Source organism: Devosia sp. MC1541 (assembly GCF_012847305.1).
Lineage (GTDB): Bacteria > Pseudomonadota > Alphaproteobacteria > Rhizobiales > Devosiaceae > Devosia.
The window spans coordinates 129,897-154,044 of sequence record NZ_JABBDZ010000007.1 but is presented as its reverse complement, the minus strand read 5'-3'; the positions used below and the strand labels follow the sequence as shown (position 1 = coordinate 154,044).

Sequence of the window (24,148 nt, the reverse complement as noted above, 5' to 3'; positions counted from 1 at the left end):
CCCTTGCCTAGACCGACAGCGAATGTCGGGCCGCGCCGAGGGTCAGATATTGGTCAAACCGCGCCGCTATGGCCCGCACGAACGGTCGGCCCGTATCGGTGACGACCACTGAATTGCCGGAAAGCGTCAGCAGCCCGTCGCTGTCGCTTTCGGCCATCAGCACGGCGCTCTCAAAGAGATTTGCCCCCGCCCGTCCAAACTCGTGAAAATCCTCCGGCCGCAAGGCAAAGGCACAAAGCAGACGCTCAATCGCGTGGCGATGGAGGCGATCCTCTTGTGTTAGCGCCACGCCTTTGCCAGTGGCCGGCTTGCCCTCATGCACCCGGCGTTTGTAGTCCGCGGTCGCCACAATGTTTTGCACATAGCCCTGCGGAAACTGCCCGATCGCCGAAGCCCCGAAGCCGATAAGCGCATCGGCCGCATCATCGGTATAGCCCTGAAAATTGCGCTTGAGCGTGCCGTTCTCGGCAGCAATGGCGAGGCTATCGCCGGGCCGGGCAAAGTGATCAAAGCCAATCGGGCGATAGCCCGCCCAGGTGAACATTTCTGCCGCGCGCTGTGCCTGCTGAAACCGGCTATGCCGGCCGGGCAATGTGGCTTCGTCGATCATCTTCTGATGCGGCTTCATCCAAGGCACATGCGCATAGCCAAAGAGCGCGCAGCGATCTGGCTCCATCAGCAGCGCCTTGGCGACGGTCTTTTCCAGCGCCGAAAGCGTCTGGTGAGGCAGCCCATAAACGAGATCGAGATTGACCGAGCGCACGCCCCGGCTGCGTACCGCCTGCACCACAGCCGCGGTCTGCTCATAGCTTTGCAGCCGATTGATCGCCTTTTGCACGGTGATGTCAAAATCCTGCACGCCAATGCTGGCCCGCGTCAGCCCAAACTCTGCAAAAGCGTCAAACCGCCCCTCATCGAGATCATTGGGGTCAATCTCAATGCTAATCTCTGCCTCGGGGCTGAGTGTAAAGCCGTCCGCAATCTTGCGTTTTAGCGCGAGGAGATCGGCGGGCTTGAGCAAGGTTGGCGAACCGCCCCCGAGGTGGATCGCCGTAACAGTTCCACGCCCCGCAAGCTGGCGCGAAACCCAATCCATCTCCGCGTAAAGCGCAAGGAGATAGTCCGCCACCGGCTCATAGCGCAGCGTGTGCTTGGTGTGGCAGCCGCAGAACCAACAGAGCCGATCACAATAGGGGATATGGAAGTAGAGCGAGAGCGTTGCGTCCTCTGGCAATGCCTTGAGCCATTGCGCATAGGTTTCGCCTGTGATGCCGTCATGAAAATGCGGCGCGGTGGGATAGCTTGTGTAACGCGGAACAGGGGCGGAATAGCGATCCACCAATTGTGCGGTCGTCAGCGCCATGGGAAGGCTCCGGGCCAATGTCATTGACCCGTTTTTAGCGCTCCATCGCCCGTCGCCATTTGATTGGGATCAAATGTTTTCGCGGTTTTTCGCGCGGGCAATGGTCAGCGTCGCCCCAATTGACGCCGCCATAATCGCCACCATGCCGATGGTCTGCAATACGCTCAATCGCTCGCCCAAGATAACCAGCCCCGAGATTGCCGCCAAAGCGGGTTGCCCGCTCATCAAAATCCCAAAGAGCCGCGCTGGAATATGGGGCAGGGCCACCATATCAAGCGCATAGGGAATAGCGCTCGACATCAGCGCCACAGTGATAGCGAGCGGCAGTATCGAGACATCAAACAGCGCCGGCCCCGCCGTCATAAGTCCAAAGGGCAGGGCGATGATAGCGGCCGTGCCAACACCGAGTGCTGCAATATGGGGCCCGCCGCCGGTCCCCGCCCGCTGCCCAAAGACAATATAGCCCGCCCAACACGCGCCTGCTGCCAGAGCGAGCAACACCCCGATAATCGAAATATCGTCACCGCTTCCGCCCCAGGGGATTAGCGAACCAAAACCGATCAGCGCCAAAACGATCCAGAAGAAATCGAGTGGCTTTCGCGCGCCAAAAAGCGCGACCGCCAGTGGCCCGGTGAACTCGAGGGCAACCGCCAACCCCAGCGGAATGTGTTCCAGCGCCGCGTAGAAGAAGAGGTTCATCGCGCCCATGGAAACGCCATAAAGCAGAACCGCCCGCCACTGTTTCCCATCGAGCTTAAACCGCCAGGGGCGGAAAATGGCGATGAGAACAACGGCGGCAATGGTCAGCCGCAGCGCCGTTGCCCCCGGCGCGCCCACCAGCGGAAACAGCATTTTGGCAAAGCTGGCCCCGGTTTGGGTAAAGGCCATGCCGAGCGCGACGAGAAGTACCGGGAGAGCGATGGAATTGGGCCGCACAACACTGCCTAAGACGAGGTGACGAACAGCTCTAGCATTGAAACTGTGCCGCGTCATGGTCTGCCCTCGCGCTTACCCTTGCGAGAAACGCCACCCAGCCGATTGACCGCAGCCGCTCCAGTCTTTAGCCCTGTTAAGAGGAGAACAAAGGAGGAATGCTCATGGAATATCGTCAACTGGGCCGATCAGGCCTCAAGGTCTCGGTTATGACCATGGGCACAATGACTTTCGGCGGCAGCGAAAAGATTGGCCATGCCGACGTCAATGCCGCCGCGCGGCAAGTGGACATGTGCCTCGACGCTGGGATCAATCTCTACGACACAGCCAATGTCTACAATGCTGGCGTCTCCGAAGAAATCTTGGGCGAAGTGCTCGCGCAAAATGGTCGGCGCGACAAGGCGCTTGTCGCCACCAAGGTGCGCTTCAGAATGGGCGATGGGCCCAATCAGGCTGGGCTGTCGCGCCACCACATTATCGAGCAATGCAAGGCGAGCCTGAAACGGCTCAAGACCGATTACATTGACCTTTATCAGGTCCATGAGTGGGACGGGCTGACCCCCATCGAGGAAACCATGGAGGCACTGGATACGCTCGTGCGCCACGGTCATGTTCGCTACATCGGCTGTTCGAACTATTCCGGCTGGCACATCATGAAAGCGCTCATGGCCAGCGAAAAGCGCGGCAGCGAACGCTTTGTGTCCCAGCAAATTCACTACTCGCTGCATTCGCGCGATGCCGAATATGAACTGGTCCCTGTTTCGCACGATCAGGGCCTTGGCATTCTCGTGTGGTCCCCGCTGGCGGGCGGCCTGCTCTCGGGCAAATATCGTCGCGATGGAGGCCCGGAAAGTGGTCGCCATGTCGGCGGTTTCCGCGAGCCTCCGGTTTACGATTGGGAAAAGCTCTATTCCATCATCGATGTGCTCATTGAAATCGCCGAACAGCGCGGCGTCTCCGGGGCGCAAGTGGCGTTGGCTTGGCTGCTGGGCCGTCCCGGCGTCACCTCGGTGATCATTGGCGGTCGCAACGAAGCCCAATTTGCCGACAATATTGCCGCCGCAAGGCTCACCCTCTCGAGCGAAGAACGAGCGCGGCTCGACAAGGCCAGCCAACCGCCGCTGCTCTATCCTTATTGGCATCAAAGCTTTACAGCGCAGGATCGACTGGGCCCCGCCGATTGGGGTCTTATTCGTCCCTATGCTGAGGAGCTCAAGCGTGGTTGATCTGGTTTTTGCCGCGCCGCAGCCGGTGCTTGTGCCTGTCGCCGATGGGCGCTTTTTTCCGGTGCGCCGCGTTTATTGCGTGGGCCGAAACTACGCTGAGCACGTCAAAGAGATGGGCAATGATCTGCACGATCCGCCCTTCTTCTTTGAAAAGCCAGCGGACGCGGTGGTCATTGACGACGCCCCAATCGCCTATCCGCCGCAAACCGTTGATTTCCATCATGAGGTCGAGCTGGTTGTTGCCATTGGCAAAGACGGCGAGAACATTGCTGAGGCCGATGCGCTAGCCCATGTGTTTGGCTATGCGGTGGGTCTCGACATGACGCGCCGCGACCTCCAAGCCCAAGCGAAAAAGCAGGGGCGGCCGTCGACAATGGCCAAAGGCTTTGATCAGTCTGCGCCAATTGGGCGGGTTGTGCCCGCTGCGCAAATCGGCCATCTCCAAGCCGGTGCCATTACGCTCAAGGTCAATGGCGCGCTGCGCCAATCGGGTGATTTGTCTGAACAGATTTGGTCCGTTCCCGAGACCATTTCCTATCTCAGCCAATTCATTGCCCTCAAAGCAGGCGATCTGATTATGACCGGAACACCGGCAGGCGTTGGAGCGGTGGTGAAAGGCGATGTTCTCGAAGGTGCTATTGCAGGCCTTGGGACCATCAAAGCGGAGATCATTTAATGCCACCCGTCTGGTCTGCTCAGCAGGACGCAGCACTTATCGCTGTTTCAAATTGGCTTAAGGACAAAAATGCTCCGCAAGTCTTTCGCCTGTTTGGTTGGGCCGGCACGGGCAAGTCAACGCTGGCCGTGCACTTAGCGCAAGACGTGCGCTCGGTGCGCTATGCAGCTTTCACCGGCAAGGCTGCGATGGTCATGCGCAAGCGCGGCTGCAAGGGCGCGCAAACCATCCATTCGCTGATCTATACGCTGGTCTCGGACGATAATGGCGAGCCGCGCTTTGCGCTCGATCCCGAAAGCGGGGCCGCCGACGCCGACCTCATCGTCATTGACGAGGTCTCGATGGTCGATCAGCAGCTTGCAATCGACCTTCTCTCGTTCGGCACCAAGGTTTTGGTTCTCGGCGACCCCTTCCAGCTGCCGCCAGTGCAGGGCGCAGGCTTTTTTACCGATGTCGAACCCGACATCATGCTCACCGAAATTCACCGCCAGGCCGCCGATAATCCGATCATCCGCCTTTCGATGGCAGTGCGTGAAGGGGGCTATCTGGAACACGGCACCTATGGTGAGAGCTGCGTTGTCACCCGTGCTCAGGTTGATCGTGACGCGGTGATGGAGGCCGATCAGGTTCTCGTTGGGCGCAATAAAACGCGTCTGACCTATAATGATCGTATCCGCGAGCTGAAGGGCCTGCCGTTCCATGAGCCGGTCCTTGGCGACCGAATGGTGTGCCTGCGCAACAATCCGCGTAAACGTCTCCTCAACGGTCAAATCTGGATCGTCTCAGAAGCTTGGAAACGCAACTCTGGCAAGTGGACGCTGCTTCTCGTCGATGATGAAGGCAAGGGCGAGGCGAAGGTCCTCACGCACAAGGCGTTCTTTGCGGGTGAGGAAGACGCTATGGCGTGGACCGAGCGCCGCCAGTTTGACGAGTTCACCTTTGGCTATTGCCTCACCGTCCATAAGGCGCAGGGCAGCCAGTGGGACAATGTCTATCTCTTCGATGAGAGCCATGTCTTCCGCGAGGAACGCGCGCGCTGGCTTTACACCGCGATTACCCGTGCCGCTGAAAAGATAACCATCGTCAGCGGCTAAGGCCGCCATTCGGCCGCGCCAGAGTCAAAGTTCAGTCATGTTTTCCGCATCTATGGGGGCAGGGCCTAAGCTTGCCCGCGCGTATCGCCTTGGGCCGATGCTCGCTTGAACTTGAGGTTTTGATCCCTCATTGTGAACTTTGAAATCGCGAAAAGCCGGAGGCGCAGATGCACCACGAGTCCCCATTGATCACGACGATCGTAGCGGGTTTGGTGCTAGCCTATATCTTCGGCATGATCGCCAACCGGTTCAAAATGCCCCCTTTGGTGGGCTATTTGTTCGCCGGTATTCTCGTCGGTCCCTTCACGCCCGGCTTTGTTGCCGATCAGAAAATCGGTGCCGAACTGGCCGAAATGGGCGTCATCCTCCTCATGTTCGGGGTTGGCCTCCATTTCTCTCTCAAAGACCTGATGAGTGTCCGCAATATCGCCATTCCCGGCGCAATCGTGCAGATCGCCTCGGCCACGGTTCTGGGTGCGGGCTTGGGCCTCCTTCTGGGCTGGAGCCTTGGCGCGGCCCTGCTCTTTGGCTTGGCGCTGTCCGTGGCGTCCACCGTCGTGCTGCTTAAGGCGCTGCAAGACCGGCGCTTGCTGGAAAGCGAACGCGGGCGGATTGCTGTTGGCTGGTTGATTGTCGAAGATCTGGCGATGGTTCTCGCCCTGGTGTTGGTTCCCGCTATCGCCAGTGTGAGCGGCACGACAACGGGCGTGCACGATCCCTTCGTCTCCTTCGTTACCCGTATTCTGGGCGTTGATATCGGCATCTGGGGCGTGCTCGTCCTGACCTTTATCAAGGTGGCCGCTTTCGTTGGTTTCATGCTTGTCGTGGGTCGGCGCATTATCCCTTGGGCGCTGCACACCACGGCCCACACCGGCAGCCGCGAGCTGTTCCGCCTCGCCGTGTTGGCAATTGCCTTGGGTGTTGCCCTCGGCTCGGCCATGCTCTTTGGCGTGTCGCTGGCGCTTGGCGCTTTCTTTGCGGGCATGATCTTGGCTGAGAGCGAGCTTTCTCACCGCGCCGCCAACGAAACCCTGCCGCTGCGGGATGCCTTCTCGGTTCTCTTCTTTGTCTCGGTCGGCATGCTGTTCGACCCGGCCATCCTTTTGGCGCAGCCGTTCCAGGTTCTCGCGACCGTTTTCATCATTATGGTGGGCAAGTCCCTTGCCGCCTTCGGGATCGTGCTGCTGTTCCGCCGTCCCGTCGGCACTGCCCTCACCATTTCGGCCTCGCTGGCGCAAATTGGTGAGTTCTCCTTCATCCTCGCCAGCATGGGCGTGGCCCTGGCCATTCTCCCCACCGAGGCGAAAGACCTTATTCTTGCGGGCGCGCTGATCTCCATTCTGCTCAACCCCGTGGCTTTCTGGGCCAATGACCTTATTCGTCCCAAGCTTGAGGCGCGCTTTGGCAAGCCGCAGGGCGAAGACAAGTCCAGTGTACCAGCTTCCGGACGTCATGAGCCCTCTTTGGCTGCAACAGGCCCCGCGACCACCGACATCCCAACCGCCGCAGGCCTTGATCGCGGAGCGCTTGGCGCTGACGACGATACTCCAGAGCCATCCACTCAAACCGAGCACACCGTTCTGGTTGGCTACGGCGAAGTGGGGCGCGTGATCGCCCAAGGCATCAAGGCTGAGGGCGGCGGAGTCGTCGTAATCGAGGATTCTGATCACGACGTCGCTGCCGCGCGTAGCGAAGGCTTTGAAGTGGTGGTCGGGAATGCGGCGCACCAAGACGTGTTGAAGCTCGCCAATCTCGCGCAAGCCAAAACGCTTCTCGTTGCCATTTCCAATGCCTTTGAAGCGGGCAGTGTTTGCGAAAGCTCCGCCAAGCTCAACCCAAGCATCCAGATCATCGCCCGCGCTTATTCCGGCGAGGAAGAGAGTTTTCTGCGCGGCTTGGGGGCCAGCACGATCATTCGCGGCGAGCGCGAAATTGGTCGGGGCTTTTTGGATGTGTTGCGCGCCGCAGGTGCCATAACCAAAGCGCCGATAAAGGAAGCACATTCCGCCGTGATCAAATACGCCGCCTTGGGTGAGGACGAGCTACCAGTCGTAGATCCGGTATTGATAGACGCTCAAGAGGAGCATGGTCCGGCTGATCGAATCGAGCCGCTTGTCGATGACGAAACCACGGCTGAAATTGTTGCCGTGTCGGCAGCTGAGGAGGCTGTCGAGGTTGAGGCGTCAGAGCCCGTGGCCCAAAATCGTCCGGCGCCCATCGAAATCGAAGTTTTGACCATTGTGGAGCCCAAAAGTGCCGGCACAGTGCCACAAATAGGCCCATCAGAGGCCCCTCGTTTACCGCCCGCTGAAATAACCGTGATCGAAACGGTTGACGAACCCATCGCGACGGAGGAGGCTTCACCAGAGGATGCTACTGCATCTGAAGGTTCCGAGGAGACCTCGACGAATGATGACGTGCCGGTGGTTAAACCAGAGACCAAAGACTGATAAGGCCCGGCGCGCATTATGATTTCTCAAAAGGCCAAATACGCCTTGCGCGCTCTGGTTGCTCTCGCCCGCACCGCTCCTGGCGAGACCCGTATGATCGGCGAAATCTCCCGCGATCAGGCCATCCCCAAAAAGTTCCTGGAGCAAATTCTCTTGGAATTAAAACGGGCTGGCATCGTCACCAGCCGCCGCGGACGCATGGGCGGATACGGGCTTGTGCGTGCGCCATCGGAGATTACCTACGGAGAAGTACTTAGGCTAATCGATGGTCCAATCGCCCCGCTCCCCTGCCTTTCAAAGATCGCTTATCGCAAGTGCGTTGATTGCCAGGATGAAGCGTCCTGCGAAATTCGACATGTTTTTGAACGGGTTACACTCGCAACGCGTGAAGTTCTGGATCGCACCAGCCTCGCGGACTCGCTCAATCTGGCTGATATCGAAATCGACGCTGTAGCCTAACGGTCCGCGAGAAAACTCTTTGCGAAATCAAGGAGTTCAGGTCGTGTCACCACGACGAAAGCAATGGCGGCCAAAGCCGCGATCGCCAGAATGCCCAAGAGATGCTTGAACACTGAGAAAATGAGCCAAGCCGCAGCGATGCCCGCTGCGGCCAGGATAATTAGTGTGGTTGTATCGGTAGTTATGGCGTGACGCTCCGGCTAAAGGCCGAACCAATCAGCCAAATACAACCGTTTTACGGCCATTGAGCATCACGCGGTTTTCCAAATGGAATTTCACCGCACGCGCCAGAACGCGGCTTTCGATATCGCGGCCAGCGGCCACCAGATCATCAGCGCTCAGGGCATGAGTCACGCGGGCAGTTTCCTGCTCGATAATCGGACCTTCATCGAGGTCTGGCGTGACGTAATGCGCTGTAGCGCCAATGATTTTCACGCCACGCTCATGCGCCTGATGGTAGGGCTTAGCGCCCTTAAAGCTCGGCAGGAACGAGTGGTGGATGTTGATGACCTGACCGAAAAGACGGGTCGAGAGCTTGTCCGACAGCACCTGCATATAGCGGGCGAGCACGACAAGATCAGCGCCACTGTCGCGCACAATCTCAAGTACCTTGGCTTCTTGATCGGCCTTGGTGTCTTTGGTCACAGGCAGGTAATGGTATGGAATCCCTGCATCTTCTGCGATCTTGCGCGCATCTTCATGGTTCGAAACGATCGCTGCAACGTCGGCATTTAGCCAGCCCACACGGATCTGGTAGAGCAGGTGCAAGAGCGTGTGGTCGAACTTTGAAACCATGATCACGATACGCTTGCGAATGCTCTCATCGCTCAACGCGGTTTGCATATCGAAGCGAGCGATTGGCGATTTCAGCGCATTTTCAATAGCTTCGCGGCTCAGCCCATCCGGTGCGGTAAAGGCGATGCGCATAAAGAAGCGACCGGTTTCCTTATCCCAGAACTGATTGCTCTCAGCGATGTTGGCATTCAGGCCCGCCAGTTCTGTTGTGACGGCAGCCACAATGCCCGGACGGTCGATGCAGGATAGGGTCAGAACAAAATTAGCCGAGGACACGGCAAGCCTCCAAAATATTTGCATTGGGGTATCAATGCCTAAAGCCCCCACGTCAAGCCCAACAAAAAGGGCCACCCCTAAGAGTGGCCCTTCCTGAGTTAATCAGTCTCTGGGACTGCGGAGGTGTGCTAGCCGAGATCACTCCCGTTCACTGCACGAATACCGGAGCTCGAGAGAACTAAAACCTCAAAAGACACTGGATCACCTCCTTATAACAGGTTGAACATAATAAGAGTGTGCCCTCAAAGTTCTGCTCTGTCTAGTCCGGCGAGTAATGGGCGATTGTGCCAAGAAAAAACCCGCTCGGAAGCGGGTTTCAACAAGGTTACGCACGGGCCTTTTTCTTGGGCCGTCCGCGCAATTGCAGCAAGGTTGCCAGCAGTACCCCGGCAGCGACGATACCAATTATTATGGTCGCAAGCGCATTTACGTCGGGCGACACGCCAAGGCGGACCTTGGAGAAAATCACCATTGGCAGGGTCGACGAGCCGGGGCCTGAAACAAAGCTGGCGATCACAAGATCGTCGAGCGAGAGCGTGAAGCCCAAGAGCCAACCCGATACGAGGGCCGGCGCAATGATGGGCAAGGTTACGTCAAAGAAGGTGCGAACAGGGCTCGCGCCCAGATCCATCGCTGCTTCTTCAAGGCTTCGGTCGAAATCAGCAAGGCGCGACTGAACCACAACGCAGACATAGGCCGTGCAGAAGGTCGCGTGGGCGATGACGATGGTCATCATCCCGCGCCCGCGCGGCCAACCCAGCATGGATTCCATGGCCACGAAGAGCAAAAGCAGCGACAGGCCCGTGATCACGTCCGGCATGACCAGCGGGGCCGACACCATTCCCGAGAACAGAGTACGACCCTTGAAGCGGCGGAAGCGCACGAGCGCCACTGCCGCAAGCGTGCCGAGCACAAGCGCTATTGTTGCCGCAAGTGCTGCGATCTGTAGGCTCAGCCAGGCAGCGCCCAAGAGCTGCGGGTCGTTGAAGAGCGCGGAGTACCACTTGGTCGAAAAGCCCGACCAGACCGTGACGAGGCTGCTTTCGTTGAACGAGAAGATGACCAGCGACACGATTGGCGCATAAAGGAAGGAGAAGCCAAGTGCTGCGGCGATGGGCAAAAACCATCCACGTGAGAACATCTTACTTCTCCACCATCGAGCTTTGCACCTTCTGGAGGAGCATGATGGGAACGACGACGACCAGCAGCATAGCGCAGGCGACCGCTGCAGCGCGCGGCCAGTTGGCGGCGGTGAAGAACTCATCCCACAACACGCGGCCGATCATGAGTGTTTCAGGACCGCCCAAGAGCGAGGGAATAACGAACTCGCCAATGGCTGGAATGAACACCAGCATCGACCCCGCGATAATGCCCGGCAGCGAGAGCGGCAGGGTAACCGTTAGGAAGGTCAGTACAGGACGCGCGCCAAGGTCGGCTGCGGCCTCGAACAGCGAGCTGTCGAGTTTCACCAGCGTCGTATAGAGCGGCAGGATCATAAAGGGCAGGTAGGTGTAAACAATGCCGACATAGACCGCAAAGTCGGTCTGCATCATCACCAAAGGCGGTATGCCAAACATGCCCAAGAACTGGTTGATGACGCCATTGCCGCGCATAAAGCCCGAGAGGGCATAAACACGCAGCAGGAAGGATGTGAAGAACGGCAGAACCACCAACATCAGCAAGATGTTGCGCCACCGGTCGGGCGCACGTGCAATGGCATAGGCCATTGGGTAGCCAACGAACAGCGTGATCACCGTTGCGATCGCAGCAATCCGGATCGAGCTCAGGTAAGCTGCGATATAAAGATTATCGGTGAAAAGCCGGATGTAGTTGCTCAAATGCAGGGTGAGCTGCACGGTGCCGTCTTCGGTGCTCAGGAGCGCTGAATAGGGCGGACGGCCGAACTGCTTGGTCGCCAGCGAGATGCCGAAAACAACCGCGAGCGGCACCAGAAAGAAGATGAACAGCCAAAGCGCAGGAGCGGCCAACACCAGCATGCGGCCGGTGATGCCCACTTTACGCAATGAGCGCTCAACCGCGTTCCAGGGTTTTAGCCGTCGGGGCGGAGGGATGGTTGGTTCGTGAGCGGAAGTCATGCTCGGACCCCACGCTGGAAAACAACAAAAGGGGTGATCATACTGTTAGCACCGAACCGGCGTTGTCATCCCAGGTGATGTAGACCTTCTCTTCCCATGTAATCGCGTCTGGATTGCCGCGCACGGAATTGGTCTGGCTCACACGGACGCGTTTGCCGCTTTCCAGCTCCACCTGATAAACCGAGATGTCGCCCAAATAAGCGATTTCTTCGACTACGCCAGTGGTGACGTTGGCGCCGAAATGGCCTTCGGGCTTTTCACGGCTCAGCGACATTTTTTCTGGGCGGATGGCCCACCACAAAATCTGATCTGGTGCGCAGTCGACCCCGTGGCCGACGTAAATATCGCAGCCCAATTCCTTGGAGCGGATACGCACGTGGTCTGGCTCGTCTTCGGTGACAGTGCCTTCGACCATATTGGCAGAGCCAATGAAACTCGCGACAAAACGGGAGTTTGGATATTCGTAGATGTCAGTTGGTTCGCCGATCATGGCGATTTCGCCTTGGTTCATCACCCCTATGCGGGTGGCCAAGGTCATGGCTTCTTCCTGGTCGTGGGTCACGACGATGAAGGTAACGCCAAGCGATTCCTGGATTTTGACCAACTCGAACTGGGTTTCCTCGCGCAGCTTCTTGTCGAGCGCGCCAAGAGGTTCGTCGAGGAGCAAGAGTTTTGGCCGCTTAGCCAGAGCACGCGCGAGGGCAACGCGCTGGCGCTGACCACCGGAAAGCTGGTGCGGCTTGCGCTTGCCATAGTCCTGCAACTTCACCAATGCGAGAAGTTCAGCGACACGGGCAGTAATCTCATCCTTGGGCAGGTGATCGCGCTTGAGGCCGTAGGCTATATTCTGTTCGACCGTCATGTGCGGGAACAGAGCATAGCTCTGGAACATCATATTGATGGGACGGTTATAGGGCGGGACATTGGTCATGTCCTGGCCGTCGATCTCGATGGTGCCCGAGGTTGGCATTTCAAAGCCTGCGAGCATGCGCAAAAGCGTCGACTTGCCCGAGCCTGAACCGCCCAGAAGGCAGAAGAGTTCAGAGCGATAGATGTCGAGCGACACGTCATTGACAGCAGTGACGTCGCCAAACTTCTTGGTCACATTTTTAATGCGAACGAAGGGCTTATTATTACCAGTATCGCGCCATGGGCGCGTATCGACTGCAAGCTGCGGCTTCTTGGCCATTGACGCTCTGCAACTCTACTGACGGCCACCTGCCGTCATCTTCAGCGCTGCCGACTTCTCCGTTTAAGGCAAAAATCGGTACTCGAAAACAACGCCAGGGGAGGGTGTTCGAAGACATTCGAAAACCGGGCTGGCAATGGTTGAAGGGGCGGTCGAAACCGCCCCTTCGCAAAACTTGTTACTGACCCGTTTTGATGCGGGTCCAAGTGCGGGTCAAGACCTCTTCGTACTCTGGAGAGTGCGCAGACATCACAAAAGCTTCGGCCAGCACTTCTGCAGGCGGATAAATGCCCGGATTGTTCTTCACTTCATCGTCTACAAACTCAAGAGCCGGCAGGTTTGGGTTGGCGTAGAACACATAATTGGTGATCTCAGCCACAACTTCTGGGCGCAGGATGTAGTCGATAAACTTGTGGGCATTTTCCTTGTGCGGTGCGTCCGCAGGAATCTCCATGAAGTCGAACAGCGTTGCTGCACCTTCCTTGGGGATCAGGTAGTTGACTTCAACGCCACGATTGGCCTCGGCTGCAGCGTCCGAGGCAATGAAGATGTCGCCCGAGTAGCCGAGGGCCAAGCAGATTTCGCCGTTGCCCAGATCGTCGATGTACTGCGACGAGTGGAAGTAACGGATGTGCGGTTTCACCGAGTTAAGCAGAGCTTCGGCCTTGGCGAGGTCTTCCTCAGATTCTGAATTGGCGTCGATGCCAAGGTAGTTCAGCGCAATACCCATGACTTCAGACGGGCTGTCGAGAACGGCAACACCGCAAGACGCCAGCTTTGATACCACGTCAGGCTTGAACAACAGGTCCCAGCTGTCGATTGGCGCGTCGGCACCCAGAGCTTCCGCCAGCTTGGCGCTGTTGTAACCCAGACCGATCGTGTTGATCATGTAGGGAACCGCGTGGGCATTGTCTGGATCGTGGCGTGCGGCCTGTTCCAAAACGATCGGATCAAGATTGCCCAGATTGGTCAGCTTGGACTTATCGAGTGGGGCGATCAGGCCGAACTTGATCTGACGTTCAACGAAATTGCCCGACGGCACGACGATGTCATAGCCCGAATTGCCAGCAAGGAGCTTGGCGTCGACGATTTCATTGCTGTCGTAGACGTCGTAGTTCACCTTGATGCCAGTTTCCTTTTCGAAATTGGCGATGGTGTCTTCGGCGATATAATCGGACCAGTTGTAGACGTTGAGCACTGGCTCTTCCTGCGCAAAGGCAGGGCTAGCAGCCAAGAGAGCACCCAGGGCAATGGCGAGTGGCTTGTTCATGGGATCAGTCTCCTATTGGGACCTTGGTTGAGGCGATGGTCTGTCTGACGCGACAGCTGGTTTAGCGGCGTAACGCTTGGGTCGCGGAAAAGCCCCGCGACTTGCCCCGGCACCTCATCTTTGAGAGCTCGGAAAATGTGAAATTGGAAATGTGAATCGAGAAGTCGTCCGCTCGTCAGAGCGGTTGGTCAACGCTGCCATTGTCCCGGAGCCGGGCGTATATCGAGGCGCAAATTGCGCGCCATCAACAATAGACGTGTTCAGCGAAGTAACCTTTCCCTCAGGATCAACGCGAAATTAGCAGAATTGGGCCCGCCGACAAGGCGGTGTAAGCGAAGTTTTTGCACCTCTTGACCCATTTGTTGCCCAAGCGCAAAAGCTAGTATGGCAGTGCTGGCCTTTTGCGGCACCCACAGGGTTGGGAATAGGGAATATCCATGGACGGGAAAGCCTATCTATCGGTCTCGGGCGAGGTGAAATCGGCGCTGGCGAAAGGTCTGCCAGTGGTTGCTCTCGAATCGACAATCATCACCCATGGCATGCCTTATCCGCAGAACTTGGCCATGGCGCGGGATGTCGAAGATGTCGTGCGTAAAGCAGGCGCCGTCCCAGCGACGATCGCCATTATGGACGGCCGACTATGCGTTGGTGTTTCTGGCGATGACTTGGAACGCTTAGCGGTAGAAGGTCACAGGGCAGCCAAAGCCAGCCGTCGTGACGTTGCCGCACTATTGGCGAGTGGGGAGATGGCGGGCACAACTGTTGCCACCACCATGCAGATTGCAGCGCTTGCCGGAATTGCCATTTTCGCGACTGGCGGCATCGGTGGGGTGCATCGCGGTGCCGAGGACAGTTTTGATATTTCGGCAGACCTAGAAGAGCTCGGCAACACGCCTGTGACGGTCATTTGTGCGGGCGCGAAATCCATTCTGGATATCGCCAAGACACTAGAGGTTTTGGAAACCAATGGTGTGCCCGTGCTTGGCTTTGGAACCGATGATTTTCCGGCGTTTTGGGCCCGGACCAGTGGGTTCAAGGTCGACCACCGATTTGATACTGCCGCAGCAGTTGCAAAAATGCTGTCCATTCAATCCGATTTAGAAATGGGTGGGGTGCTGATTGCCAATCCTATTCCGGAAGCGGACGCATGGGAGCCAGAGGCAATCGAAGCCTTCATCACGCAGGCTTTGGCTGACGCGGAAACCCAGGGCATTGCTGGTAAGGCGACCACGCCCTTTCTGCTGAAGCGGATTTTCGAGCTGACCGAGGGACGGTCGTTGGCCTCAAATATTGCCCTCGTCAAAAACAATGCCCGGGTTGCAGCAGAAATTGCGGTCGAACTGGCGGCGATCGAAGCCAATAAGGCGAGCGTGCATCGCCCATGAGCTTGAAGGTCCTCGTCGTCGGCGACGTGATGACCGACATTATTGTCAAACCTGAGGGCCCCATAGTGTGGGGCTCTGATCGACGCGCGAAAATTCGCAATCGGCCCGGCGGTTCCGGAGCCAATCAGGCTGTGTGGCTTGGTGCCGCCGGCGTGCCCGTCAAGTTTGTTGCGCGGGTAGGGCAGGACGATTTGGCCACGCACGAGCGCTATTTTGCGCGCTTTGGTGTTGATGCCCACTTGGCTGGCGATGCTGAGTTTGATTCAGGCATCCTCGTGACGCTGCTGGATCAGAACGGCGAGCGTAGCTTTCTCACCGACCGCGGCGCCAATCTCAACCTATGCTCAGATGATATGCCCGAATCCGTTTTGGACGAGGTCGGGCTCGTCTTGATTTCGGGCTATAGTCTGTTTTCACCAGGGCCGAGGCAAGCTGTGCGGCGTCTGCTCGATCAAGCACGCGCGCGGCAGATCTCAATTGCTGTCGACCCGGCCTCGGTTGGATTTCTGGCCGAGATCGGCCCCAGTCAATTTATGGCTTGGGTTGGCTCATGTGATTGGATATTTGCCAATGACAGCGAGGCAGAGGTTTTGACAGGGCACGCTGATTTCGAGCAGCAAATCGCGATACTCGCTAAAACCTTCCGAAATGTCGTTATTAAACGCGGTCGGTTCGGGGCGGTGTTGGGCGGGACTGAGGGGATTGTGCTGAGCCTTCCGGCGCCTGTCGTGCCGGTGGTTGATACAACCGGGGCAGGGGATGCTTTTGCGGCCGGGTTTGTTGGCGCGCTTTTGGCGGATGCGGATGCTGGTTCTTGTCTAGGTGCGGGGATAGCTGGCGGTGCCAAAGCGGTGCAATTTGTTGGAGGCCAGCCTCAGTAAGGCTGGCCCAAACAATTAGTGATCTTCGTGAGCGTCAGCAACGCCATAGCGCCAGTAGCCTGCAGCCTTGATGTATTCGGGGTTGAAACCGCGCTCGGACGTTAAGTGGTCGCGCACCGCGTGGGCCATGGTCACTTCACCAGCGATATAGGCATAGGCTACGCCGTCTGGCAGTGCAGCAGCAGTTACCGCGTCCGCGAGAACTGCCGTCGTACCTGCGGTCGCGCCATTGCGGTAGACATAGTGCAATGCGAGGTCCGCCTTGGTTTCAAAGCTCTGCACTTCTGCAGGGTTGTCGACCTCGAGAATGGCAATAACCTTGGCGCCTTCAGGCATTTCTTCAATGCGGCGGCCAATCGCGGGCAGCGCTGTTTCGTCGCCGACGAGCAAGTACCAGTCGAATGCGAAAGGCACGATCATCGAGCCGCGGGGCCCGCCGATAACCAATTTGCTGCCGGGGACAGCAGAGTTTGCCCAAGTGGAGGCAGGGCCGTCGCCGTGGAGGGCGAAGTCGAGTTCGATCCAGCCTTCTTCCACATTCCAATAGCGTGGCGTGTAGTCACGCATTTCAGGGCGAGTGCCAGGCGCAAATTCAGCACCACGTAGGCCAACGGGTGGAAGCTCCGGTGCCACACCTTCGGCAAAAAGGAAGGTTTTGATGTGGTCGGCGTGTCCAAGTGAAGCGAAACCTGCCATATCGCCTTCAAGACGTATGCGGCGCATGAGGGGGGTGATGTCAGTCACGGTTTTGACCGTGAGCAGACGAAGCCTGGTCTCGTGGCGAACGCGCTGCGGAGCGCGTGGGTCAATGGCGTCCATCATGTTTACTTTATTTCTGAGTTAGCGTGTCAGCAATTATCCCGTGCGGCGTCTGGGCGCAAGCACGCAAGGGGCATAGGCAAAGTGCAGATGAAACTTTATCTGGCGATTGAAAAATGGAAAATTGTCCACGAATGCGCCAATTAAATCCCCTCCTTGCCCGCTGGGTTGCACGCCATGAGCCGAAAGCGGACTGGCGCATCCATCTCAAATCCACGATCGGAACCGCGCTCAGCGTCACGTTAATTGCCGGATTGGGGGTCGCCAGCGGACTGCCTTTGCTGCTCGCGCCATTGGCTCCAACCGCACTGCTCATATTTGGCCAGCCGCAAGCGCCCGGGGCCCAGCCGATTAACATTTTTGCGGGCTATTTCATTGGGGCTGTTTTTGCGGCGCTGAGCATGGTGGTTGTCCCCGAGCCTTGGTGGCTCGTTGGGCTGGCGGTGGGACTAACAATGTTGACCATGCTGGTCTTTCGGGTGTCCCATCCCCCGGCGGCGGCCGTTCCATTGATGGTGTATACTGGCCCTGTACCTGCCTTAAACTTGTTTGGGGCGTTGCTCGCGTCCTGCATTGTTTTGGTAGTGGTAGGCATGGTCATGCACCGCCTGCCACCCCACCGGAAGCGCTACCCTTTGCCTCTTTCGCAAAACGTCGACTGAAAATGAAAGAAGCTCCCGCGAGGGAGCTTCTGGGGATCGCCTTAAATGTAGCCCAGCATGCGGTCCTGCTCTTGGCGCAGCGAAAACAACCGCGTGGACGTGTCGGGTTGGGCATTGGCCGTGGTGATCAGGCTGCCCTTGGCAATTGGGGCTGTGACCTTTCCACCTTCTAGAAGACCAACAGGGATGGCCTTGGCCGCCTGCGCGTCAGTAACGGTCATTGCGTAAGAGCGGTAGCAGGTCTCACCAATCGCATCCAGGCTCTCGCCGGGCAGGAGATCGCGCTTGGCGACGGCACAGACTTCAGCCACTGGTCGTGGCAGAGGCACCATGTCTGGCCGGCCGTACATCATAATCCGTGCGCAGGTGAGCGGCACTTCCAAGCTGGTCAGATGATATGGGCGGAAGAATGCATAGTATGGCCCGTGTCCGATATGCAGATCATCCATGCGCTCAATAATGCGCGGGTGGTCTGATTTCACGATCACAAATACGCCGGGTGCCACGCCCTTGCCGATGGTGAAATCAACCACGCCCATCTTGTTGAGGATGCCCCCGTCTTCTTTGGGGATCAGAACCTTGGCCATCTCATCACGGTGCGTTGCGGGGCCATGCATGCCCGGAACGTCAGGCACGAGGCCGGTGGCATTGGCAATCGCGGTCATTTCCACGGCGGTTTTTGAACCGTCGACAAATTCCACCAACATGCGTGGGTTCATGTTCCGGCGCATGGCTTCTTCGCGATAGTCGTCGGGGACGGCATCGTGCTTAAGAGGATTGTTCTTGCCCTTGCCGGCGGCAACAATGTCGAGGCCAAGAGCTGAAACGAACTCGATCAACTCCATGCATGAGCTTGGTTCATCGCCCGCGCCCACCGAATAAACAACGCCAAGGCGATCGGCCTGAGCCTTTAAGTATGGTCCAATGGTGACGTCGGCTTCGACGTTCATCATCACCACATGCTTGCCGTGCTCCATGGCCATAAGGTCATAGTCGGCCGCAACGCCCGGTTTGCCCGTCGCATCAATTATGACGTCGATGTTGGGCGTCGTAACCAGCGTCTCAGCGTTGGTGATGGCGATCTTGCCTTGCTCAATGGCGGCTGTGGCCTGAGCTGGCGTTTCTGCTTCCTTGCCGCGGCTATCATCGCCATAGGCGATTTTCATGGCGTCGAGCGCGGTGTGCGGACGACGCGTGGCAATGGCGGCCATTTCGACGCCTTGCATCAGGCTCATCTGGGTAACGAGGTCCGTACCCATTTCACCCGAGCCAATAACCCCCACCCGGATGGATTTACCTTGCTCAGCGCGAGCCGCGAGATCACGGGCAATGCCGGTGAGCGCTATTTTGGGGGCCATATGACTATTCCAATCTACGTTCCCTATGCCGATAGCGCGCAGATGGGAGCGGAGCAAGGTTTTCGCTCGAAACCTTTTCGTTCAATTTGGCAGGCCGGGCGGGCCATAAGTGGCGTTCTATGCTGTGGATAGGGCTGACTGACTGACACGATTAGCAATTCCTCAACCTGTGCGGGCGATTATGGCAAGTGAAGACTTCGGGGGCTTGTCTCGCCTATGGCCATTTCAAATAGCATTTCGGTCGCCTTACCAGCCATTATCGACCTCGATACGCTAGATACCATACGCGATCGCCTCATCGACGCGATTGGCCTGGGCGCTGTTGTTGTCGATGCATCTGCGGTGGAACGTGTTTCCACCAATGCACTGTTTCTCTTGGTGAGCGCAGCTGAGACTGCACAGGTCCAGCAGACTGGATTTGCCATTCAAAATGTAAGCGCAGCCATGAGTGTTGCGATTGAGAGACTGGGATTGAATGCCCGGTTTTCGGGGATGATAGAACAATGACGCTGCGTGTACTCACCGTCGACGACTCGCGAACGATTTTGGCCATGTTGCATCACACGTTGAGCAATGCGGGCTTTGAGGTCTTGCAAGCCGAAGACGGCCAGCAGGGACTTGATGTTCTCAAAAATGAGAGCGTCGATGTTGTCATCACCGACATCAACATGCCCGTCATGGACGGCATTGAGTTTATCAAGAACGTGCGCGCCACCGGCCAGCACAATAGCCTCCCAATTCTCATTCTTACCACTGAGACGAGCCAGGATAAGCGCGATCAGGGTAAGGCGGCTGGCGGTACCGGCTGGATCGTTAAGCCTTTCGACCCGGAAAAACTGATCTCCGTTATCAACCGCGTTGTCCACTAACTCCCTATATGTCCGCCGAACACACCGTTCTGCGGGCATTTGACTACCAAATGCCAGATGAGCCCAGAAGGGGCGAAGAGCGCGTATGAGTGATCTCGACGATTTCAAGGCAACCTATTTTGACGAATGTTCCGAGCTTCTCACCGAGCTTGAAGAACAGTTTGCTGCCATTGAAGAAGGCGAGCGAGGTTCCGATCGCCTCAATGCTGTCTTCCGGGCCATTCACTCGATCAAGGGCGGGGCAGGAGCTTTCGGCTTCTCTGCATTGGTGGGCTTCGCGCACGCCTATGAAACCCTGCTCGATTACGTTCGTGATGGCAGAGTAGAGCTAACCGATGAAGTTGCAGCTCTCTGTATCCGTGCCAATGATATTGTCGCGGATTATGTGAAGGCGGCGCAATTGGGGGAAGAACTTCCTCTCGATTACGGCTCAGAAGAAAAGTCCCGCTTTGACGCTTTGGCGCGCGGTGACACCTCTACGAGCGACGATGAACACGATCTCAGCGGCGAGATTGTCGAAGAATTCGACCTTGAGTTTGTGCCAGTCATGGTCTCCATCGGAACAGACGACGCCAGCGACGATACGTTTGACGCCCCCCCGATGGAGGATGTCGACGGAAGTTGGTCTATACGTTTTACGCCGCATCGCGCTCTTTACGCGCGTGCCAATGATCCGCTGTTGCTCTTGCGCGAACTTGCTGCACTGGGCGAGATAAGCGTCACTGCGCATCTGGCTGAGATCTCGCAATTGGCGGATTTCGATCCTTTTGCTGTCTACTGCTCGTGGACGATCACACTGAGCGGGCCTGACGTCAGCGAAGTCTCCATTCGCGAAGTCTTCGAATTCGTCGACGGCGATTGTGAAATCATCATCTCGCGTGGCGGTGCTGCACCTGTGGCTCCGGTCCAAGCCATCGTCGCCGACGAAGAAGAAGACGCAGACTTTGCCAGCCTTTTGGCGCTCACCGAAGAAGAAATGGCCAGCAAGAAGGCTGTGGTTGTTCCATCCGCTGCGAAGGCTGAAGTTCCTGCTGCCGCTGAAGACGCGGGCCTAAGCTTCCTTGATCTTGCTGCTGAAATTAAGCCGGCAGCGCCTGTGGTTGCAGCGCGGCCCGTTGCTCCAACTGCGCCGAAGCCTCCTGCGGCTGTAGCGCCGACAGCGGCAAACGAACAAGAAGAAAGCCACCGACCTTCTGGTGTTCAGTCGATCCGCGTCGACCTAGACAAGGTTGATCGTGTTGTGAACATGGTGGGCGAGCTGGTTATCACGCAATCCATGCTGACCCAGCAAATGGATGAGACCCTGCGCGCACGCTATACTGAGCTGGTCCGTGGTCTTGAAGTTCTGGCGCAGACCACTCGTGGTCTTCAGGACTCGGTCATGGCGATCCGTGCGCAACCCGTTAAATCGGTGTTTTCTCGTATGCCGCGGCTCGTGCGCGAGCTGGCCCTCAAAACCGGCAAGAAGATCAAGCTCGAAACCATCGGTGAAAACACCGAAATCGATAAGACGGTTATTGAGCAGCTTTCAGACCCGCTGACCCACATGATCCGCAATTCTGCAGACCATGGTATCGAGTCGCCAGAAAAGCGCCTTGCCGTTGGTAAGAACGAATTTGGTACCGTTCGTCTCTCGGCAGAGCAGGCAGGTGGCAATATTCTGATCATCGTCGAAGATGATGGTGCCGGCATTAATCGTGAGCGCGTGCTGCAACTGGCTCGCGACAAGGGCATTGTTGCGCCGGACTTCACGCCGACCGATGAGCAAATTGATCAATTGATCTTTGCCCCTGGTTTCTCGACGGCAGATGCTGTGAGCGACATCTCTGGTCGCGGTGTGGGCATGGACGTTGTGCTCTCCAACATCAAGAAGATTGGTGGTTCGGTTCACGTCCGAAGCCGCACTGGCAAGGGCACGCGGATGACCCTGCGTCTGCCGCTGACACTGGCGGTACTTGACGTGATGCTGGTGCGATTGGGCGGGAGCCCTTACGTGGTCCCACTCTCTTCGATTGTTGAAACGATCCAGTGCTCGCGCGCAAGTTTTGACCGCGTTCCTTCTGGTGGTCGCGTGCTGCAGGTGCGTGGCGAATATGTGCAGGTGGCCGATCTTTGCCAGCGCTTTGGACTTCCGTCTGAAGTACAGCCGGACGATCAGTTTGTTGTCTTATGTGAGACCGAGGGCAGTCAAAAGCTGGCGCTGGTTGTGGACGACATTATCGGTCAGCAGCAAGTTGTTATCAAATCGCTCGAAGAGAACTTCGAGCGCGTCGAAGGCATCGCCGGGGGCACTATTCTGGGTGACGGCAATGTCGCTTTGATTGTTGACGTGCAAGGTCTGCGCACGACGCAACTTCATCAGAATGCCGCGTAGTCAGCACGTTAAGAAATTGTCGTCACCTTCGGGTGTAGAATTCAACCTCTGTTAGGCGCCCAGAAGGGCAGCAAAGGGCCAGAACAATGGAATCATTGAGCCTTCGAGATGATATGGGCGACAACACCGCTGTTGCCGGTCAAAACACTCTACAGCTGATCGCATTTTCTATCGGCGATCAGACCTATGGTGTGGAGATTACCACGGTGCGCGAAATCCGCGCCTGGAACGGTGCAACCCCGCTGCCAAACACCCGTGAATTCGTACGTGGCGTGATCAACCTGCGTGGCACCATTGTACCAATTTTTGACCTGCGCGCACGCTTTGGCGATGGTCAAACTTCGCCGACCAAAAACCATGTCGTGGTGGTGATGAGTGTTGGCGATAAGTGGGTCGGAATTCTCGTTGACGCTGTGAGTGATATTCTCACCGTCAACCGTGCCGACATTCACAATGTGCCAGAAGGCAATGCGATCGATACCGAGCTGCTCAATGGGATTGTGACCCACGATAGCCGTATGGTTGGGCTCATCGATCTACACGCCGTGGTTAGCGGTGCGCGTCTAGACGCATAAATAGCGTCGACATATAGTTTTGTGGAAAATTAGGCGCCCTGACCGGCGCCTTTTTTGTTGTCGATGTCAGGCGAGCGAAAGGCGCCGTTGGGCGCCGTCCGAAAAGCCTTAAAACAAATCGGCGTCGCCGCTCGAATGGTTTCTAGCGACTCCGGAAAGCTCTGGAACGCGCAGTTCATCCAGGGTGAGGCTTTCCCATATCTCCACATAGACACTTTCTGGTGCAGTGGGCGGCAGCAAAGCAAACTGGCGAGCGGCAAGAGCGATATTGCGGCACCGCTGCTCGATCCGGTCCTGTCCTTGCAGCGCGGTGATGATCAGGTGAACGGCTTGTTTCACCTTAGGGTCATCTCCAAGCGGCTTTTGTGCGAGTAGGGTCAACGCCTGCGAAATACCTTCGAGCATTTCGGACGTCTGGCGTCCGGTCTCGTCGAGTTCTCTAGCGAGTTTTTGCAGCGACATTGAAAGTCTTCCTGGCACCGATAGCACACCCTAACGTGAAATTCTGAATCTCACGTTTCACCGATGCACACTTGGGGAGGCTCGTAAGGGGTGGTTAGCGTTTGGCTAACATTAGTCCGCTATCATCATGACGGAATAGCCTCAAGAGTAATACCACTTTCATGGTCCTCCCCAGTTCCTTGCCGCCAGAATTCGATCGTGGCGTGGTAACCTCCGTGCATCAGGGAGATTGCCATGTCTCATCTGATCCGAATGTGACCTTTTCGACCGTGTTGGGATCGTGCATTTCCGCCTGTGTTCGGGATCGCGTAGCTAATATTGGCGGTATGAACCACTTTTTGCTCGCCGAGCAGTCAGGGTCTTCGCGAGACCGGTTTGGTGCTTCTGCCCGCTATGGCGCCTTCGCCATGGAGCAGCTTATCAACAAGGTTTTGTCTGCTGGCACGGGGTATAAGCCAAACCTCGAGATCAAGGTCTTCGGCGGTGGCAAAATTGCGACGACATTGGACGATGTTGGCGCCAAGAACATCGAGTTCATCCGTTCGTTTCTCCATGACGAAGGTTATATAACGACGAGTGAAGATCTGGGCGGGTCCTATGCCCGCCGCGTGTTGTTCAAGCCCCATTCTGGGAGAGCTTTTGTAAAGCGTCTTGACGCCGATGTCGGTGCGAACGTTGCAAGAGAAGAATTGGCGATTGCACGTCGTCGGGTGGTTGTTCCTGCGCCAGCGGTGGATATCGAACTTTTTTAACCGCTGTTACCCAGAAATTACGGCCCACCATGGGGCTATAGGATTGGTTAACCATTTTTGACGTATGGTTAACGCTATGACGGTCAAGAGTGTGCAGCCCCCCGCTTCATTATCACCCGGTTGCTTCCAGCGACTGGCCGTCTCTACATCTGCAATGTGGTTGGTCGGTGGAGCGCTTAGCGCA

General features: G+C 57.2%; 22 protein-coding genes and 1 pseudogene. 13 read left to right on the top strand and 10 right to left on the bottom strand.

The window, feature by feature from the left end:
• Positions 1-7: 7 nt before the first annotated feature.
• The gene (gene hemN / locus HKD40_RS10005; RefSeq protein ID WP_169195601.1) at positions 8-1,363 is read right to left on the bottom strand and encodes an oxygen-independent coproporphyrinogen III oxidase; all 1,356 of its coding nucleotides are present in this window, start codon (positions 1,361-1,363) and stop codon (positions 8-10) included.
• A gap of 69 nt (positions 1,364-1,432) precedes the next feature.
• Entirely contained in the window at positions 1,433-2,356 is a 924-nt protein-coding gene (locus tag HKD40_RS10000) for an EamA family transporter (protein WP_169195600.1), read from the bottom strand.
• Between the two features lie 104 nt (positions 2,357-2,460).
• Between HKD40_RS10000 and HKD40_RS09995 the strand changes: the two genes are divergently transcribed.
• The 5 genes and pseudogenes from HKD40_RS09995 (at position 2,461) to HKD40_RS09975 (ending at position 8,201) form a co-directional block, all read left to right on the top strand.
• Positions 2,461-3,522 (top strand): aldo/keto reductase, encoded by a 1,062-nt coding sequence (locus HKD40_RS09995; protein ID WP_169195599.1) that lies wholly within the window; start codon positions 2,461-2,463, stop codon positions 3,520-3,522.
• Positions 3,515-4,198: a fumarylacetoacetate hydrolase family protein gene (locus HKD40_RS09990; protein ID WP_349236802.1), complete on the top strand. Its 684-nt coding sequence runs from the start codon at positions 3,515-3,517 to the stop codon at positions 4,196-4,198. Before HKD40_RS09995 ends, HKD40_RS09990 begins: the two co-directional genes overlap by 8 nt.
• Positions 4,198-5,292 carry an AAA family ATPase gene (locus HKD40_RS09985; RefSeq protein WP_169195597.1) on the top strand — a complete coding sequence of 365 codons (1,095 nt, stop codon included), beginning with the start codon at positions 4,198-4,200 and terminating at the stop codon, positions 5,290-5,292. The genes HKD40_RS09990 and HKD40_RS09985 overlap by 1 nt, the downstream gene beginning before the upstream one ends.
• 167 nt (positions 5,293-5,459) lie before the next feature.
• A pseudogene (locus HKD40_RS09980) lies at positions 5,460-7,250 on the top strand (cation:proton antiporter); the annotation flags it as partial.
• Between the two features lie 510 nt (positions 7,251-7,760).
• Entirely contained in the window at positions 7,761-8,201 is a 441-nt protein-coding gene (locus HKD40_RS09975) for an Rrf2 family transcriptional regulator (protein ID WP_169195595.1), read from the top strand.
• Positions 8,202-8,417: 216 nt separating this feature from the next.
• On the opposite strand, the gene purU is transcribed toward HKD40_RS09975, so the two are convergent.
• The 5 genes from purU to HKD40_RS09950 all read right to left on the bottom strand — a co-directional run bounded on the left by purU (position 8,418) and on the right by HKD40_RS09950 (position 13,827).
• Positions 8,418-9,272, bottom strand: coding sequence for a formyltetrahydrofolate deformylase (gene purU / locus HKD40_RS09970; protein ID WP_248306534.1), 855 nt, complete (start codon positions 9,270-9,272; stop codon positions 8,418-8,420).
• 325 nt (positions 9,273-9,597) lie between these two features.
• Entirely contained in the window at positions 9,598-10,413 is an 816-nt protein-coding gene (locus tag HKD40_RS09965) for an ABC transporter permease subunit (protein WP_169195593.1), read from the bottom strand.
• Between the two features lies 1 nt (position 10,414).
• Complete coding sequence (locus HKD40_RS09960) at positions 10,415-11,368, bottom strand: ABC transporter permease subunit (protein ID WP_169195592.1); 954 nt, start codon at positions 11,366-11,368, stop codon at positions 10,415-10,417.
• A 37-nt stretch (positions 11,369-11,405) separates the two neighbouring features.
• Positions 11,406-12,557 carry a polyamine ABC transporter ATP-binding protein gene (potA, locus tag HKD40_RS09955; RefSeq protein WP_169195591.1) on the bottom strand — a complete coding sequence of 384 codons (1,152 nt, stop codon included), beginning with the start codon at positions 12,555-12,557 and terminating at the stop codon, positions 11,406-11,408.
• Between the two features lie 178 nt (positions 12,558-12,735).
• A complete protein-coding gene (locus HKD40_RS09950) occupies positions 12,736-13,827 on the bottom strand; it encodes a polyamine ABC transporter substrate-binding protein (protein WP_169195590.1) in 1,092 nt (363 codons plus the stop codon).
• 437 nt (positions 13,828-14,264) lie between these two features.
• Here HKD40_RS09950 and HKD40_RS09945 point away from each other — a divergent pair, with 437 nt between their 5' ends.
• Both HKD40_RS09945 and HKD40_RS09940 read left to right on the top strand, forming a co-directional pair.
• Positions 14,265-15,212 (top strand): pseudouridine-5'-phosphate glycosidase, encoded by a 948-nt coding sequence (locus HKD40_RS09945; RefSeq protein ID WP_169195589.1) that lies wholly within the window; start codon positions 14,265-14,267, stop codon positions 15,210-15,212.
• The gene (locus tag HKD40_RS09940; protein WP_169195588.1) at positions 15,209-16,093 is read left to right on the top strand and encodes a sugar kinase; all 885 of its coding nucleotides are present in this window, start codon (positions 15,209-15,211) and stop codon (positions 16,091-16,093) included. Before HKD40_RS09945 ends, HKD40_RS09940 begins: the two co-directional genes overlap by 4 nt.
• Before the next feature lie 15 nt (positions 16,094-16,108).
• Here HKD40_RS09940 and HKD40_RS09935 read toward each other — a convergent pair whose 3' ends face one another.
• A complete protein-coding gene (locus HKD40_RS09935; RefSeq protein WP_248306002.1) occupies positions 16,109-16,915 on the bottom strand; it encodes a siderophore-interacting protein in 807 nt (268 codons plus the stop codon).
• A 131-nt stretch (positions 16,916-17,046) separates the two neighbouring features.
• On the opposite strand from HKD40_RS09935, the gene HKD40_RS09930 reads away from it, so the two are divergent.
• A complete protein-coding gene (locus tag HKD40_RS09930) occupies positions 17,047-17,574 on the top strand; it encodes an HPP family protein (RefSeq protein ID WP_169195587.1) in 528 nt (175 codons plus the stop codon).
• A gap of 41 nt (positions 17,575-17,615) precedes the next feature.
• Here the strand turns inward: HKD40_RS09930 and HKD40_RS09925 are convergent, their stop codons facing one another.
• Complete coding sequence (locus HKD40_RS09925; protein WP_169195586.1) at positions 17,616-18,932, bottom strand: NAD(P)H-dependent oxidoreductase; 1,317 nt, start codon at positions 18,930-18,932, stop codon at positions 17,616-17,618.
• Between the two features lie 216 nt (positions 18,933-19,148).
• Here HKD40_RS09925 and HKD40_RS09920 point away from each other — a divergent pair, with 216 nt between their 5' ends.
• The 4 genes from HKD40_RS09920 (at position 19,149) to HKD40_RS09905 (ending at position 22,750) form a co-directional block, all read left to right on the top strand.
• The gene (locus tag HKD40_RS09920; RefSeq protein ID WP_169195585.1) at positions 19,149-19,439 is read left to right on the top strand and encodes an STAS domain-containing protein; all 291 of its coding nucleotides are present in this window, start codon (positions 19,149-19,151) and stop codon (positions 19,437-19,439) included.
• A complete protein-coding gene (locus HKD40_RS09915) occupies positions 19,436-19,801 on the top strand; it encodes a response regulator (RefSeq protein ID WP_169195583.1) in 366 nt (121 codons plus the stop codon). The genes HKD40_RS09920 and HKD40_RS09915 overlap by 4 nt, the downstream gene beginning before the upstream one ends.
• A gap of 85 nt (positions 19,802-19,886) precedes the next feature.
• Complete coding sequence (locus HKD40_RS09910) at positions 19,887-22,175, top strand: chemotaxis protein CheA (protein ID WP_169195581.1); 2,289 nt, start codon at positions 19,887-19,889, stop codon at positions 22,173-22,175.
• A gap of 86 nt (positions 22,176-22,261) precedes the next feature.
• Positions 22,262-22,750, top strand: coding sequence for a chemotaxis protein CheW (locus HKD40_RS09905; protein ID WP_169195580.1), 489 nt, complete (start codon positions 22,262-22,264; stop codon positions 22,748-22,750).
• 108 nt (positions 22,751-22,858) lie between these two features.
• On the opposite strand, the gene HKD40_RS09900 is transcribed toward HKD40_RS09905, so the two are convergent.
• On the bottom strand, positions 22,859-23,212 hold the full coding sequence (locus tag HKD40_RS09900) for a hypothetical protein (RefSeq protein ID WP_169195578.1): 354 nt from the start codon (positions 23,210-23,212) through the stop codon (positions 22,859-22,861).
• A 161-nt stretch (positions 23,213-23,373) separates the two neighbouring features.
• On the opposite strand from HKD40_RS09900, the gene HKD40_RS09895 reads away from it, so the two are divergent.
• Complete coding sequence (locus tag HKD40_RS09895; protein WP_169195577.1) at positions 23,374-23,964, top strand: chemotaxis protein CheD; 591 nt, start codon at positions 23,374-23,376, stop codon at positions 23,962-23,964.
• Positions 23,965-24,148 lie beyond the last annotated feature (184 nt).

Bases quoted from the DNA above. Each gene is read 5' to 3' on its own strand.
- HKD40_RS09935 (WP_248306002.1), bottom strand. From the start codon at position 16,915: ATGATGGACGCCATTGACCCACGCGCTCCGCAGCGCGTTCGCCACGAG.
- HKD40_RS09985 (WP_169195597.1), top strand. From the start codon at position 4,198: ATGCCACCCGTCTGGTCTGCTCAGCAGGACGCAGCACTTATCGCTGTT.
- HKD40_RS09915 (WP_169195583.1), top strand. From the start codon at position 19,436: ATGACGCTGCGTGTACTCACCGTCGACGACTCGCGAACGATTTTGGCC.
- HKD40_RS10000 (WP_169195600.1), bottom strand. From the start codon at position 2,356: ATGACGCGGCACAGTTTCAATGCTAGAGCTGTTCGTCACCTCGTCTTA.
- HKD40_RS09895 (WP_169195577.1), top strand. From the start codon at position 23,374: ATGGTCCTCCCCAGTTCCTTGCCGCCAGAATTCGATCGTGGCGTGGTA.
- HKD40_RS09905 (WP_169195580.1), top strand. From the start codon at position 22,262: ATGGAATCATTGAGCCTTCGAGATGATATGGGCGACAACACCGCTGTT.
- HKD40_RS09950 (WP_169195590.1), bottom strand. From the start codon at position 13,827: ATGAACAAGCCACTCGCCATTGCCCTGGGTGCTCTCTTGGCTGCTAGC.
- HKD40_RS09960 (WP_169195592.1), bottom strand. From the start codon at position 11,368: ATGACTTCCGCTCACGAACCAACCATCCCTCCGCCCCGACGGCTAAAA.
- HKD40_RS09995 (WP_169195599.1), top strand. From the start codon at position 2,461: ATGGAATATCGTCAACTGGGCCGATCAGGCCTCAAGGTCTCGGTTATG.
- HKD40_RS09945 (WP_169195589.1), top strand. From the start codon at position 14,265: ATGGACGGGAAAGCCTATCTATCGGTCTCGGGCGAGGTGAAATCGGCG.
- HKD40_RS09965 (WP_169195593.1), bottom strand. From the start codon at position 10,413: ATGTTCTCACGTGGATGGTTTTTGCCCATCGCCGCAGCACTTGGCTTC.
- HKD40_RS09940 (WP_169195588.1), top strand. From the start codon at position 15,209: ATGAGCTTGAAGGTCCTCGTCGTCGGCGACGTGATGACCGACATTATT.
- HKD40_RS09925 (WP_169195586.1), bottom strand. From the start codon at position 18,932: ATGGCCCCCAAAATAGCGCTCACCGGCATTGCCCGTGATCTCGCGGCT.
- HKD40_RS09975 (WP_169195595.1), top strand. From the start codon at position 7,761: ATGATTTCTCAAAAGGCCAAATACGCCTTGCGCGCTCTGGTTGCTCTC.
- hemN (WP_169195601.1), bottom strand. From the start codon at position 1,363: ATGGCGCTGACGACCGCACAATTGGTGGATCGCTATTCCGCCCCTGTT.
- HKD40_RS09910 (WP_169195581.1), top strand. From the start codon at position 19,887: ATGAGTGATCTCGACGATTTCAAGGCAACCTATTTTGACGAATGTTCC.
- potA (WP_169195591.1), bottom strand. From the start codon at position 12,557: ATGGCCAAGAAGCCGCAGCTTGCAGTCGATACGCGCCCATGGCGCGAT.
- HKD40_RS09930 (WP_169195587.1), top strand. From the start codon at position 17,047: ATGCGCCAATTAAATCCCCTCCTTGCCCGCTGGGTTGCACGCCATGAG.
- HKD40_RS09920 (WP_169195585.1), top strand. From the start codon at position 19,149: ATGGCCATTTCAAATAGCATTTCGGTCGCCTTACCAGCCATTATCGAC.
- HKD40_RS09900 (WP_169195578.1), bottom strand. From the start codon at position 23,212: ATGTCGCTGCAAAAACTCGCTAGAGAACTCGACGAGACCGGACGCCAG.